Below are 14352 nucleotides of genomic sequence, written 5' to 3'. Positions count from 1 at the left end.
TACGGATAACACACTCTATATTCACAAGGAGGTGATATCCTATGGCAAACAACAGCAGTTCAAACCAACTACTAGTTGCTGGTGCTCAACAAGCAATCGACCAAATGAAATATGAAATTGCTACAGAGTTTGGTGTTAACCTTGGGGCTGACACAACTTCTCGCGCTAACGGTTCTGTTGGTGGAGAAATTACAAAGCGTTTAGTATCAATGGCTCAATCTCAATTAGGCGGCGGCTACAAATAAAAAAATAAATAAAATGGCTACAAGGAGTGGGTTTCGGCCCGCTCCTTTTTATTTTTTCGAGGCTGTTTTCCAATGAACTTCTTGAGAAAAAAAGCCAAATTCAAATAAATTTCAAAAACTAAAACTAGAAATTACTCGGAAAAATCGATAAAATAAAATTAACACTTGATATTATGACTAGATAATAATTCAATTTTTAGGGGGAGTTCGAATGAGACGGGAAGACTTGTTAGCACCGAGTAGCTATAATTTAGTTTCTGAAATGGAAAGGTTTGCGGAGGATTCGAAGAAGGTTGCGGTTATCTGGGAATCAGAAGACGGGGAAACGAAGCAAATAACCTATCAAGACCTGATAAGGAATGCAAATAGGATCGGGAATGTCTTCACAAACAGCGGTCTGGAAAAAGGGGACGTAGTGCTAGTAATCGTTCCTAGATTGATCGAAGCTTATCAGGTCTACATAGCTGCTCTAAAAATCGGACTTGTCGTCATCCCAAGCTCCGAAATGCTCAAAACGAAAGACCTTCAATACCGCATTTCACATGGGGATGTGAAAGGAATCATTAGCTACCATCTGTATGTTGAACAATTTGCTGAGGTGGATGGAATTGATCATCTTTCTAAGATTGTAGTCGGCAAGCAAGAACCGGGATGGATCCATTTGGACGATGAAATGGCTCAAGCTTCTGATGAACTGCCCTTAGCAAATACAGATAAAGAGGATATGGCTTTTCTTTCTTATACGTCAGGAACGACTGGGAATCCAAAGGGTGTCGTGCACACACATGGCTGGGCATATGCACATTTGCGAGCAGCGGCACCGAATTGGCTTTGTATTGAAGAGGGCGACATCGTATGGGCAACGGCAGGACCTGGATGGCAAAAGTGGATCTGGAGTCCTTTCCTCTCTGTCCTTGGTTCGGGTGCAACAGGTCTCGTCTATCATGGTAAATTCGAACCAAATAAATATTTACAGCTTCTTGAAAAATATGCTGTGAATGTTCTTTGTTGTACCCCAACAGAGTATCGTTTGATGGCGAAGGTAGAAAACCTACAGGACTATAAGCTCGCTCATCTTCGCAGCGCGGTTTCTGCTGGAGAGCCTTTGAACAGAAATGTCATTGATACGTTTAAGAAATATTTCAACATCGATGTTCGTGATGGATACGGTCAAACCGAGAATACACTCTTAGTTGGCATAACAAAGGGTATGGAATTAAGAGCCGGTTCAATGGGAAAGCCAATTCCAGGGAACCGTGTTGAAATTGTCAATGATGATGGAAAACCATGTGAACCGGGAGAAGTCGGGGATATTGCGGTCCATATCGATACTCCTGCGTTGTTCAAGCATTATTACAAGGACCCTGAGAGGACGGCCAAGCAATTCAGGGGAGAATATTATATAACAGGGGATAAAGCGAAAAAGGATGAAGACGGCTATTTCTGGTTTGAAGGGCGTGGTGATGACATCATCATTAGTTCAGGCTACACGATTGGACCGTTTGAAGTGGAGGATGCCCTTGTAAAGCATCCATTTGTGAAGGAATGTGCGGTTGTAGCAAGTCCAGATGAAATAAGGGGTCATGTCGTAAAGGCTTTCGTTGTGCTAAAAGATGGGGTTGACGAGAGAGATCCTAGTCTAATCAAAGAACTACAGGAGCATGTAAAAAGCTTAACGGCTCCATACAAATATCCGCGCAGAATTGAATTCGTTTCCGACCTACCGAAAACAACGTCGGGAAAAATTAGGCGTATAGAATTAAGGCAAAAGGAATTAGAAAGTGCGAAGTAGAATTAATAAGGGTGCAGACTATTTTTTGTCTGCACCTTTATTTTTGGGGAGGGAATGAAATGTTTACGCTTTGGTATGGAGGCCCGATTTACACCATGACGGAGGAGGGGCATCAGGTTGAAGCTATTTTAACCGAAAATGATAAAATTATTGCAACTGGAAATATTCAAGAGTTTGAAATCAAATATAAGATCACAAAAAGAATCAACTTAAATGGTCAAACCTTGCTCCCTGGATTTGTCGACAGTCATCTACACCTCATCGGTCACGGGGAAAAGCTCATCCGCCTCGATCTTTCCAGATATCGTTCAAAAAGGGAAGTATTAGAGGCTGTGAAGAATTATGCTGAGAGTGTTGCGGGCGGGGAGTGGGTGATCGGTGAGGGTTGGAATGAAAATTTGTGGGAAGAGGCTGAACCCATTGTTCGTTCGGATATTGATGCAGTGGTTTCGAACCATCCTGTTTTATTAAAAAGAATTTGCCGCCATGCACTAGTCGTTAATTCCTGTGCTTTAGAGGAAGCCTCGATCGTAGAAGGAAAAGAATATCAGGTGGAAGGTGTTATCGGAAAGGATAAAGATGGGGCCTTAAATGGAATCTTCAAGGAAGAGGCTCAATCTCTTGTCTTAGATGCCGTTCCGAAGGCCACTAATTCATATCTTAAAAGAGCACTTCGAACTGCGATTCGGGATGCCCACAGCCACGGCTTAACAGGAGGGCATACAGAGGATTTATCCTACTATAACGGGTTTGGCCCAACATACAATATTTTTAGAGAAGTCATTGAAGAAGAAGGAACTCATTTTCGTGCCCATTTGCTCGTTCATCATAAAGTAATGGATGATTTCCAAAAGGCCGGTGGGCATTTTCTAAAAGGAAACGAATGGATTGAATTCGGAGCGATAAAAATTTTCACTGATGGTTCCTTAGGGGGAAGAACGGCACTATTAAGCCATCCTTATGCCGATGACCTGACAACAAATGGTGTGGCCATATTCTCGCAGGAGGAGCTAAATGCTCTTGTTGCAAAGGTTAGAGAGCTAAGGATGCCAATCGCCGTCCATGCAATAGGGGATTTAGCCTTTGAAATGACGCTACAGGCGATCGAGGAAAATCCTTTGAACGTGCCCGGGAAGGATCGGCTCATACACGCTCAAATATTACGAAGGGATCTGATTGATCGTGCCAAGAAGCTACCAATCATTTTGGATCTGCAGCCAAGCTTTGTAGCATCTGATTTTCCATGGGTGACAGATAGGATTGGTGAAAGCAGGATGAAGTATTGTTATGCTTGGAAGACACTTTTGGAGGAGAATTTGCATTGTGCTGGTGGCTCTGATGCGCCTATAGAGGACATTTCTCCATTGCTTGGAATTCATGCAGCTGTAACGAGAACGAGTCCGACCGATGAAAACCAAATCGCCTATCGGCCAGAAGAAGCCCTTTCCATCTATGAAGCGGTGTGCTTATATACGAAAGGAAGTGCATTTGCTGCTTGTCATGGGGAGGATAGGGGAATGATTAAGGAAGGCTTTCTAGCGGATTTTACCATTCTCGATCGGGATATTTTCGGATGCCGGCCTGATGAGCTACTTAAGATAAAGGTCGAGAAAACCGTCATCGGTGGGGAAATGGTTTATTCTAGAAAAGAGACAGTTTAGCTATTGATGCCCTCTGCTTTCTTTTTGCGAAACGATCTAAAAAGGATGGAAGTTGTATCTATTTGTGTTTATAATGGAGATATTTCGAGTCTAGAAGGAATAGAGGCGTAGCGATGAAAGATAAAGAAATGAAATTAGGGGTCATTCAAGCAGCTTTCTCCTACTTCCTGTGGGGAATTCTTCCAATCTATTGGAAGCTTTTGCACGATGTCAAGGCAGATGAAATCCTCGCCAATCGAATCGTTTGGTCTTTTGTTCTGATGATTCTTCTTTTGCTTATAACAGGAAAATGGTCCAAATTCGTTGTAACCGTGAAGGGTTTCGGGAAAAATCAAAGACAGCTCTGGACACTTATTACCGCCTCATTCTTGGTGAGCGGTAACTGGTTTGTCTATATTTGGGCTGTCAATCATGACCATATGATTCAAGCAAGCTTAGGTTATTATATCAATCCGCTTGTGAGCGTCATACTAGGAGTCATCTTCCTAAGAGAAAAGTTATCTCCTGCCCAGTATCTATCCTTTTTCATGGCGATAGCAGGTGTGATTATTTTAAGTGTTTCCTATGGACAGATTCCATGGATTTCGCTTGCACTTGCATTTTCATTTGGTTTTTATGGTTTAGCGAAAAAGCTTATTACAGTAGATTCAACAATTGGATTGACACTGGAGACGATGGTGGTCATGCCGATTGCCCTAGGATACATCATCTATTTATTTTTCCAGGGGAACCTTGCTTTTCTCAACGTATCCGTTGCGACAGATTTGTTACTGATCGGCTCTGGGTTAGCTACGGCAGTGCCACTTTTATATTTTGCGATGGGAGCTCAGAAAATTCCGCTTTCCATGCTGGGCTTTATACAGTATATCGCTCCAACACTGACGCTCATTTTAGGAGTATTCTTCTACGGCGAGCATTTTTCAAGAATACATCTATTGTCCTTTATGCTTATTTGGGGTGCGCTAACCGTCTATTCATTATCACGGACAAGGCTTATCGTATCCATTGAATCTAAATGGAAAAAAGGGAAGGGACTAGGAGCATAAGTGAAAATTTACTGTTTCTGAAAACCTGTTATAGGAGAAATATACAAAGAGCCTTTATAAAAAGGCTCTTTGAACTTTTTCCCAGAAGGAATTATCCTTTAGTTTCACGGTCTTAATAATTTTATCGCTTAGCTTGACTTTGATTTCCTCAACCTTTTGGATGCTGAGCGCTTCATTATCCATTCCCATTGTTGGATGATCATTTCCATCCTGAACGATCTTGATTGTAAGCTCGCGATCTCCACCTAAAATAAACGATGATCCAAGCGTACGAAATTGATTATTATTTAATGAGGCAAGCTCGCTCACCTGAATGGATGGAAGGAGCGGGTCGACAATGGCCCCATTGACGGATTTATTATAGCCTGTACTGCCTGTTGGAGTGGCTACAATAATTCCATCCCCTCTGAATGTTTCGAAAAGAAAATCGTCAATATATATTTCCATCGCAATCGTGGTGATAATGGATGAACGAAGACTAAATTCATTTAAGCAATGGACGGTGAACTCATTATCAATGGTGACTTCAACGGTCGGATAACGTCGAACCTCCAGCTGTTCATTCGCCATCGCCTCAACAATTTTTTTGGTGTCACTTATGTGAAAATCACAATATAGCTTTGGACTATCCTTAGTTGAAATCCCTACATACAGGCAATCATCACGGAATCCAGTTTTTCTGACGGATTGCAGGAACGCCCCATCTCCTCCAAAGCTGATAATAATATTTGCTTGCTTGTGATCCGTGACAATGGAAAAGCCATATTTCTCTGCATGCTCGTAAAAAGGGCGAACGATTTCCAACAATTCTTCATTATTTTTATGAAATAAAAATACATTATTGCGTTTAGCCATCTTGTCATCCTCCCGTATGTAGTTGAATTTTTTCTAAAGATACTCTAGATATTCATTATTAATTTTGCCATAATTGGAAAAGGCTCTCTAAATAAGTGTAATGGTTTTTGAAACATTTTGAAAGGTATCCCGTAAATATTACAGGGTAATTGACATTGATGTCTGAACCAGAGGATAAGATTTATATTGTGTAGGAGTTCAAGTTTGATGGTGAACCCATAATACCTTTCTTAATGATTCCAAAGGAGGAAGAGGAATGACAGGAAAACGTTGGGCTGCTTTAGGAATAGCAGCAGTTCTATTATTTTTCTCAATTGCAATCAATATGTTCTCTGCTTTTGCATTTGGCAATTTTGAGAAATCCTTAGATGAACTATTTGGTGCGAGTGACGAATTATTCGTAGAGGAAGTTATTGAAGAAGGCGATGTTTTTAATCAAATCGCTGTATTGGAGTTGAATGGTACGATTCAGGATACGGGGGATGTGACTTCCTTTTTCGCCAGTGAGGGCTACAATCACCGTTCCTTCATGGAAAAATTGGAGCATGTCAAAGATGATAATACCGTGAAGGCGGTTATCATACGGGTGAATACGCCAGGCGGTGGCGTTGTCGAAAGTGCGGAAATTCATGACAAGATTGTTGAAATACAGGAAGAGGCAAAGAAACCTGTGTATATTTCCATGGGCTCCATGGCTGCATCTGGCGGCTATTATATTTCCGCACCGGCTCATAAAATTTATGCAACGCCAGAAACATTAACAGGTTCTTTAGGAGTTATCATGCAGGGCTATAATTTTTCTGGTTTAGCGGAAAAATACGGGGTTGAATTTGTCACCATTAAAAGTGGTCCGTATAAGGATATTATGAGCCCAACAAGGGAAATGACTGAGGAGGAACGAAATATTCTTCAAGAGATGATTAATAACTCTTATGAAGGCTTTGTCGATGTGATTGCTAAAGGAAGAGGAATGACGAAGGAACAGGTCAAAAAGATCGCCGACGGAAGAGTCTATGATGGCAGACAAGCAAAAGAATTGAATTTGATAGATGGCTTCGGTTATTTCAGCGATGTTGTTGAGGTTGTGAAGAAGGAACAGAAATTAAAGGATGCTCAAGTCGTGAGTTATACAGAATCCTTTGGATTTGGTTCTTTGTTCAGCATGGGAGCGCAAAAAATGATGGGCGAGCAGCATGAAATTTCGGATTTGATTCAAATTTTATCGAAGTCTCATTCTCCACGTCTGATGTATTTATATGCTGAATAGGAGGGAAGGTCAAAATGGATTCAAAGGATTATGAACAAGGTTTGACTCAAGATAGAACATTAGACTCCAGACATTCCCTTCCACAGATTGCGAAAGAGGAGGAGCTTGTTCCAATAGAAACGGATCGGAACAAAGAGATTCCAAATATGAAATATGCAGGATTCTGGATGAGATTCTGGGCCTATATTTTAGATCTTATTGTCATCGGAAGCATTGATCGCATCTTGATCAACCCCGTTTTTCGTGCGTTCGATCTTGAATTAAGTGCCATTAGTATGTTTGCTCCTATTTCGATTGCGACGGCTATTACTTTTTATGCTTATTTTGTCCTAATGACGAAGTTCTTCGGCCAAACCCTTGGAAAAATGGCATTTGGATTGAAGGTTGTTGATTTAAAGGGGAACAAATTGTCTTGGAGTACGATTCTTTTCCGTGAATGGATCGGTCGTTTTATTTCTACCACGATCTGGATTACTTATGCGGTTGTTGCATTTTTACCAAAAAAGCAAGGACTTCATGATTTGTTTTCTGATACAACAGTCGTACATGAAAAATAGGTTTTGTCACTAGTCTGTATTACAAACCTGTCAACATTCGTTGGCAGGTTTATTTTTTTTTATTTCGTCGATAATGGTAGGCTGAAAGGTCGTGAGCGGGATGATATGGGTTCTTTTATCATTAGTTGTCATTATCTTAATACTCTGTACAATTTTATTTTTGAAATTGAAGGTATTTATTGATTATTACCATGGAAATGATAATGATCACTTAGAGATTACCCTCAGAGCCCTATTTGGCCTTCTAAAGTACAAGGTCAATGTTCCTGTGATAAAAGTGGCGGAGGATTCCCCGAGCCTAGTTGTTCACAAAAAGGTTGGAGTAGGCAATGAGGAAAAAGATAAAAAACATGAAAAAGTAAAATTTACAGCAGAAGAAATTCTGCATAGCATTCAAGATATGCAGCATTTTTTGAAGCATGTCTCTGGTTTTTATAAGATTGTTCGCTCCTTTTTGAAAAAAGTAACCGTATCAAGGATCGAATGGATTACGGTAGTTGGAGTCGGAGATGCTGCTTATACAGGCATGCTTACAGGTGCGTTTTGGACGGCTAAAGGAAGTCTTTTGGGGCTTATTAGCACATTAATGAAGGTTAAAACGATACCTAAAATTATGATCACACCAGAATTCAATCGGGCCATAAGCCAAACTTCTTTTCAATGTATGCTCCATTTTCGAATCGGGCATGCTATTTTTGCAGGTATTAAACTAATCAAATTTTGGAAGGGCGGACGACCCAACTTTAAATCAAAGCCATTATCCATTTTTTCAAGTAAGACAAAATCCGTTTAAGAAGGAGGAAGCAGAATGACAGAGCATCCAATTCAAGGTTTGATGACAACTGCAATGGAAAATTTAAAGGAAATGATCGATGTCAATACGATTATAGGAGACCCAGTAGAAACACCAGATGGTTCTGTAATACTAACGGTGTCAAAGGTTGGTTTTGGTTTTGCTGCTGGAGGTAGCGAATTTATTATCGATAATGGTCAAAAGGAAGAGGGGGCAGCTAAGCATCCTTTTGGAGGCGGTAGCGGTGGTGGTGTTTCCATTACTCCTATTGCTTTCCTGATTGTTAATTCCAAAGAGGTAAAAATGGTTCATTTGGATGAAAGCACCCATTTATATGAACGGATTCTTGATTTGGCTCCACAAGCGGTTGAAAAAATTCAGCAAATGTTCTCTAATAAAAATGGATCTGGTCAAGGACAAGGACAAAATAGTCAAAGCAGCCAACAAAATCAACAAAATCAAAAGAACCAATATCAAAATCCAGAGTACGGTGGACCAAAGCAGGATTTGGAACTTTAAAAAGATAGAAGCTCCTTTCGCGGGAGCTTATTTTTTTTGCTGTGCTTGTGGGGCTGACCAAGGCGCTTGCACTTTTGTATATTCAAATGGAATGAAAATATTGGTAGCAATTATTTGCAATTATGCTGGGGAATCGTTTATGATTTACACTGTACATATGATGGTAAGGAGGATGGAAAATGGCATCAATTACATTTAAAGGTGGTCCTGTTACATTACTAGGTTCAGAGGTGAAGGTAGGCGATAAAGCTCCGAACTTTACCGTATTGGCAAATGATTTATCCCCTGTTACACTAGATGACTCAAAGGGTCATGTTCGTTTAATCAGTGTGGTACCTTCTATTGATACTGGAGTATGTGATGCTCAAACTCGTCGCTTTAACGAGGAGGCAGCAAGTCTAGGGAACGTGAAGGTTCTAACGGTAAGCGTTGACCTGCCTTTTGCTCAGAAGCGCTGGTGTGCAGCTGCAGGAATTGAAAATGTACAAACTTTGTCTGATCATCGCGATCTTTCGTTTGGTGAAGCTTATGGAGTAGCGATTCAAGAATTGCGCCTACTAGCTCGTGCTGTCTTTGTTGTCGATTCAAATGACACCGTTACATATGTGGAATATGTAAGTGAAGCAACAGACCATCCAAATTATGAAGCAGCGATTGAAGCGGCTAAAGCAGCGAAATAAGGAATAACAAGCAAAAGCTTAAACACAAGACCTCGAAACGTTCGGGGTCTTGCTTGTCTTTTAGACAGAGCTCGAAGAAGGAAGTTCTTTACTGAACATCGGTTGTATGAAAACCTCTGTAAACTAGTGCCGCAAAAATTAGACCCCGCTTGTGCTACATAAATTTTCCCGTTAAAATAGAAAGTTAGAAAAAGGAGGAAAGTAACGTGAAAATTACTCCGGTAGAGGATTTATTTACGGTATTTAATCAAACGGCAGCACTTCTCCAAGAGGAATTAGGCATATCTTTTCTTGAAGCGCTGGCGGAGACAGGTGAAAACATTTTTCAGCAATCCGTTCTGCAAGAAGAGATCAGTGAGCTGACATTAAGAAGATTGCGAAAGAGCTACCAAGCATTAAATATTCAGGACTATACGGTGGAGGAAATACGCAAATCCTTTCAACTGGCTATCCTTAAGGGAATGAAGGAAAGTGTCCAGCCCAACCATCAGATGACTCCAGATTCGATCGGACTGCTCATTGGCTATTTAGTGAATAAATTTGTGACCAAGTCGTCCTTTCTATTATTTGATCCCGCTGTTGGAACGGGAAACCTTTTAACAACCGTTATGAATCAGCAGGCTGGAAAAAATGTAGAGGGAATCGGCATAGATATTGACGATTTACTCATTAAGCTTGCCTATGTGAATGCGAATTTACAGCAGCATCCGATTCAGCTTTTCAATCAAGATAGTCTAGAGCCGTTATTTATTGAATTGGCAGATGCTGTTGTCAGTGATTTGCCCGTTGGATATTATCCGAATGATGTTCGCGCTGCTGATTATCATCTCAAGGCAGATAAGGGTCACTCCTATGCGCATCATCTATTTATTGAACAGAGCATGAAATATACAAAAGCTGGAGGATATCTCTTCTTCTTAATTCCGAATGGACTTTTTGAGAGTGTGGAAGCACCAAAGCTTCATCAATATTTGCAGGACCATGCATATATTCAGGCTATTTTACAGCTTCCTATGACGATGTTCCGCCATGAAAATGCAGCGAAAAGCATCCTCATCCTTCAGAAAAAGGAAGAGGGACTTAAAGCGCCAAAGCAGGTTCTTCTCGTCAATCTTCCAAGTCTATCGAAAGGAACAGCAGTGGAAAGCGTGCTGCAAAAAATTGACGGCTGGATCGCCGAAAATAAATAATTCATAAATGAAACCGTTGCAGCTGTGACGGTTTTTTTGATCCCAGTGTTCCTAGTTGATACACAGCGAAATGAAAGTGCATTCATTATTCTGTTCACTTCTTCGTCAAATTTATGTTTAAAAAACAGAAAATAATTACTTTAGGGTGAAAGCGGTCCCAATTTATGCTATATCTTGAATTGAAGGAGAGACAATGATTAAATGAGAAATTGGAGATAGAAATAGCCTTACTTGAACAAAATAAGTAGGAGCATAAATACATATAAAGGGGCGGAAATCATGGCAAAAGTAATTGCGATCAATGCAGGAAGCTCTTCTCTTAAGTTTCAGTTATTTGAAATGCCGAGTGAGGAAGTTATCACAAAAGGCTTAATTGAGAGAATCGGATTAAAGGATTCCATTTTTAATATAACAGTGAATGGTGAGAAAAAAACGGAAATAACTGACATTCCAGACCATAGTGTTGCGGTTAAGATGCTGTTAAATCGTTTGACATCTGAGGGAATCATCAAGTCCTTGAATGAGATTGAAGGGATCGGACATCGGGTTGTGCACGGTGGAGAGGAATTTGCCGATTCAGTTCTAATTACCGACGAAGTATTGAGTAAAATTGAAGCACTTTCAGAACTAGCACCACTTCATAACCCAGCTAATGTGACTGGAATTAAAGCGTTCAAAGAGGTACTTCCAAATGTGCCAGCGGTGGCAGTATTTGATACAGCATTCCACCAAACGATGCCGGAGAATTCTTTCTTATATAGCTTGCCGTATGAATATTATAAAGAGTATGGCATTCGTAAATATGGATTCCATGGTACTTCACATAAATATGTATCCCAGCGTGCTGCGGAGATGCTCGGTCGTCCTTTGGAGCAATTGCGCTTAATTTCCTGTCATTTAGGAAATGGAGCTAGTATTGCTGCCATCCAAGGCGGAAAATCGATTGATACTTCGATGGGCTTTACACCACTTGCAGGGGTAACCATGGGAACTCGTTCAGGAAATATTGACCCAGCGTTAATCCCATATATTATGGAAAAGACCCATAAGTCTGCTGAAGAAGTACTTGATGTTCTTAATAAGAAGAGTGGGATGCTTGCCGTATCTGGCTTCTCAAGCGACCTAAGAGATATTGAAGAAGAAGCAGCAAAAGGAAATGACCGTGCAGAGTTAGCTCTACAGGTATTTGCAGACCGCATTCACAAATATATTGGCTCCTATGCCGCTCGTATGTATGGGGTGGATGCGATTATTTTCACAGCAGGAATTGGCGAAAATAGCTCTGCCATCCGTGAGCGTGTTCTTAGAGGTCTAGAATTTATGGGTGTGTATTTTGATCCTGCCCTTAATAAAGTTCGTGGCCAGGAAGCCTTTATTAGCTATCCACATTCACCGGTAAAAGTAATGGTGATCCCAACGAATGAGGAAGTTATGATCGCAAGGGATGTCATGAGATTAAGTCATTAATCATGGCTAAAAAAATCCACAATGAAAAGCCCCCTATGATGCTGAACCTTTCAACATCATAGGGGGTTCCTTTGTTTAGGAGCTTCGCTTGGGTTTGAGATGATTCTCCTTGGCGATAAAGCGAAACCAAATGAACTGAATCAAACCAATGACGATGACACCAACGAAAGTATCCCTTAAGCGATCGATGGCATAGAGGTGAGATTGTTTTTCGAACACAAAGACAAATAAGATGGTGATGGCCACTTGATGAATGACAATCCTATCTAGCTTCAACCATTTTGCCACATAACAACCGATCAATATCAGCATTCCTAAGCTAATTCCGTTAATTTTCAGATGGCCTGCAATGAGAACCGTCACAATAATCCCAAGGATCGTCCCCATCATACGTCGGATGGAGAGGCGAAGGGTTTTATTGAATGAGGATTGAAGACATAATATGACAGATAATGGCGCTAAATAAGGATGCTCAGAACCAAGGAATTTTGATATTTCCCATGCAATTGCAGAGCCTAGAGCCATCTTCCATATTAGACTTGAAATGTTTTTGTTCGCATCGCTACTTAGTGTTTTCTCCATTTTCCCCTCAATCTAATAAGACTTTTAAACAAAACGCATGCACTTTTAATAACAGTATGTGCGGATTTTTCTATTCTATTAATTTGATTTTTTGGATTTAACAGGCCTATTTTTGAAACATTACCCGATTTTTTCAGTCTAATTATTGTGAATGTTTATTCAATCGGTAGCTATGATTTGGGGGAGTGGAAAAAGTGAAAGAGGAACTTACTCGAGCAATGGAGTTGCGGAAAAACGGTCATGCAAAGGAATCGAATGAAATCTTGCTCGCTTTAGTTGAAAAATTTCCAAACGATGCATTTGTGAATTATCAATGTGCCTGGAGCTGTGATTTATTAGGGGAAGAATCTAAGGCTGTCCCTTTTTATGAGCGAGCCATTGATTTAGGGTTATCGGGTAAAGATTTAGAAGGGGCTCTACTCGGATTGGGTAGCACCTATCGGACATTGGGGGATTATGAAAAATCAAAGAGTGTTTTTTTGAAGGGGCTTGAATTATTTCCTGATAATAGAGCAATGCAAGTTTTCTACTCCATGACCTTATATAATTTGAGTGAACATCAAATGGCCATGGAAGTGCTGCTGAACTGTTTATTAGAGACAACAAAGGACGAAGAAATTTTGAACTATAAGAGAGCGATAAGTTTTTACTCAGATAAATTGGATCAGGTTTGGAAATAACTTGTATTTTTCGTGAAAATGCTTTTGATTCAAAGCCCACTTTTCATTTCCACCTCCTTCCTATGCTATACTGAAATTTAGTATGGCGTAGTTAGGAGGTTTGTTCATGTTAACGGAAAGAGAGCAAATGCTGATAAATGAAATAAAGGACTGGGAGCAAAGTCTTTTTAGCTATGAGTCCAATGATTTAATCTTAGCATACGAAAAATATTTAGATCGCGCTTTCTCATTGCTTCCCCTTGAAACGCAAAAGGAGTTCTTTTCAGTGCTTGATACCTGGCTTTTTCATCTTCATGCCTTGATACAGGGAAGTGAATTTCAGCATCAAGCGAAGGGGAGAATTATTTCTGCTGGACTAATGTTTCAGGAGGATATTGGTGAAATTGGGGATTTGAAAGGGCTTTCGATAGACCAGCTTCAATACATAGCCCAGCAGCAAATGACTCGTCATCGCTTCTATTCCTTTGTACAAGGGGGACTATCTGGAACAGGGAGTCCGTTGCTGCTTGGAACCGATATACCAGCTATTGCAATCATCAACCTACGCGTGGTGCAATTAATTGCGATGGCCTACGGCAATGAAGTAAATAACCCTTTTGAAATGATGACCTCATTGAAGGTGTTTCATGCAGCTACCTTACCTGCAAGAATGCAAGGGGATGGCTGGGTGCAGCTGATGAATGAATGGCAATCGACGAATGAGCATTATTTTTATGATGGCGAAGAGGAAATAACAGATATTCAATGGATCGAACAGCCATTGAAGCAAATTTTAAAGGCGGTGACGATTCTTTTATTTAAGAACAAAAGACTTCAAGGAATACCACTCGTGAGTATGGCGATTGGAGCAGGGATGAACTATCAGCTCACAAAAAGGGTGACAGACTTTGCCCATAAATATTATCAGATGAGATATTTACTGGAAAAGTCCTGCGGTAATATGTCAAGCCCAAAAATCTAAGGAATTGGAAATTTTAAACCCACCAGCATCTAAAAAAGGCAATACTAAAGAAACCCA

Annotated in this window: 15 protein-coding genes; 13 read left to right on the top strand and 2 right to left on the bottom strand. The window is 40.5% G+C overall.

Features of this window, described 5'->3' with window-relative positions; genetic code table 11:
- Nucleotides 1-41: 41 nt before the first annotated feature.
- The 4 genes from J2S07_RS13880 (at nucleotide 42) to rarD (ending at nucleotide 4744) form a co-directional block, all read left to right on the top strand.
- Nucleotides 42-245: an alpha/beta-type small acid-soluble spore protein gene (locus J2S07_RS13880; protein WP_307151011.1), complete on the top strand. Its 204-nt coding sequence runs from the start codon at nucleotides 42-44 to the stop codon at nucleotides 243-245.
- Nucleotides 246-456: 211 nt separating this feature from the next.
- The gene (mbcS, locus tag J2S07_RS13875; RefSeq protein ID WP_307151010.1) at nucleotides 457-2037 is read left to right on the top strand and encodes an acyl-CoA synthetase MbcS; all 1581 of its coding nucleotides are present in this window, start codon (nucleotides 457-459) and stop codon (nucleotides 2035-2037) included.
- Nucleotides 2038-2096: 59 nt separating this feature from the next.
- Nucleotides 2097-3698, top strand: coding sequence for an amidohydrolase (locus J2S07_RS13870; RefSeq protein ID WP_307151009.1), 1602 nt, complete (start codon nucleotides 2097-2099; stop codon nucleotides 3696-3698).
- A 113-nt stretch (nucleotides 3699-3811) separates the two neighbouring features.
- Nucleotides 3812-4744 (top strand): EamA family transporter RarD, encoded by a 933-nt coding sequence (gene rarD / locus J2S07_RS13865; RefSeq protein WP_307151008.1) that lies wholly within the window; start codon nucleotides 3812-3814, stop codon nucleotides 4742-4744.
- Between the two features lie 54 nt (nucleotides 4745-4798).
- Here rarD and J2S07_RS13860 read toward each other — a convergent pair whose 3' ends face one another.
- On the bottom strand, nucleotides 4799-5599 hold the full coding sequence (locus J2S07_RS13860) for an NAD kinase (protein ID WP_307151007.1): 801 nt from the start codon (nucleotides 5597-5599) through the stop codon (nucleotides 4799-4801).
- Nucleotides 5600-5855: 256 nt separating this feature from the next.
- Here J2S07_RS13860 and sppA point away from each other — a divergent pair, with 256 nt between their 5' ends.
- The 7 genes from sppA to J2S07_RS13825 all read left to right on the top strand — a co-directional run bounded on the left by sppA (nucleotide 5856) and on the right by J2S07_RS13825 (nucleotide 12072).
- Nucleotides 5856-6866 carry a signal peptide peptidase SppA gene (sppA, locus tag J2S07_RS13855; RefSeq protein ID WP_307151006.1) on the top strand — a complete coding sequence of 337 codons (1011 nt, stop codon included), beginning with the start codon at nucleotides 5856-5858 and terminating at the stop codon, nucleotides 6864-6866.
- A 146-nt stretch (nucleotides 6867-7012) separates the two neighbouring features.
- Nucleotides 7013-7423 (top strand): RDD family protein, encoded by a 411-nt coding sequence (locus J2S07_RS13850; protein WP_307151120.1) that lies wholly within the window; start codon nucleotides 7013-7015, stop codon nucleotides 7421-7423.
- 100 nt (nucleotides 7424-7523) lie between these two features.
- Nucleotides 7524-8216, top strand: a complete 693-nt coding sequence (locus J2S07_RS13845) for a DUF2953 domain-containing protein (protein ID WP_307151005.1) — start codon at nucleotides 7524-7526, stop codon at nucleotides 8214-8216.
- Between the two features lie 15 nt (nucleotides 8217-8231).
- Nucleotides 8232-8735, top strand: a complete 504-nt coding sequence (gene ytfJ / locus J2S07_RS13840; protein ID WP_307151004.1) for a GerW family sporulation protein — start codon at nucleotides 8232-8234, stop codon at nucleotides 8733-8735.
- 179 nt (nucleotides 8736-8914) lie between these two features.
- Nucleotides 8915-9415, top strand: a complete 501-nt coding sequence (gene tpx, locus J2S07_RS13835; protein WP_307151003.1) for a thiol peroxidase — start codon at nucleotides 8915-8917, stop codon at nucleotides 9413-9415.
- 206 nt (nucleotides 9416-9621) lie between these two features.
- Complete coding sequence (locus J2S07_RS13830) at nucleotides 9622-10605, top strand: class I SAM-dependent methyltransferase (RefSeq protein ID WP_307151002.1); 984 nt, start codon at nucleotides 9622-9624, stop codon at nucleotides 10603-10605.
- Nucleotides 10606-10884: 279 nt separating this feature from the next.
- On the top strand, nucleotides 10885-12072 hold the full coding sequence (locus J2S07_RS13825; RefSeq protein WP_307151001.1) for an acetate kinase: 1188 nt from the start codon (nucleotides 10885-10887) through the stop codon (nucleotides 12070-12072).
- A 75-nt stretch (nucleotides 12073-12147) separates the two neighbouring features.
- On the opposite strand, the gene J2S07_RS13820 is transcribed toward J2S07_RS13825, so the two are convergent.
- Complete coding sequence (locus tag J2S07_RS13820) at nucleotides 12148-12654, bottom strand: FUSC family protein (RefSeq protein WP_307151000.1); 507 nt, start codon at nucleotides 12652-12654, stop codon at nucleotides 12148-12150.
- A 218-nt stretch (nucleotides 12655-12872) separates the two neighbouring features.
- Between J2S07_RS13820 and J2S07_RS13815 the strand changes: the two genes are divergently transcribed.
- Nucleotides 12873-13334, top strand: coding sequence for a tetratricopeptide repeat protein (locus J2S07_RS13815; RefSeq protein WP_370872834.1), 462 nt, complete (start codon nucleotides 12873-12875; stop codon nucleotides 13332-13334).
- A gap of 106 nt (nucleotides 13335-13440) precedes the next feature.
- Nucleotides 13441-14295, top strand: coding sequence for an EcsC family protein (locus J2S07_RS13810; protein WP_307150998.1), 855 nt, complete (start codon nucleotides 13441-13443; stop codon nucleotides 14293-14295).
- Nucleotides 14296-14352 lie beyond the last annotated feature (57 nt).

The sequence above is a fragment of the Anoxybacillus andreesenii genome (assembly GCF_030813005.1).
GTDB lineage: Bacteria > Bacillota > Bacilli > Bacillales > Cytobacillaceae > Robertmurraya > Robertmurraya andreesenii.
The sequence above is the reverse complement of the archived record's forward strand: the minus strand, read 5'-3'. Positions and strand labels throughout refer to the sequence as shown.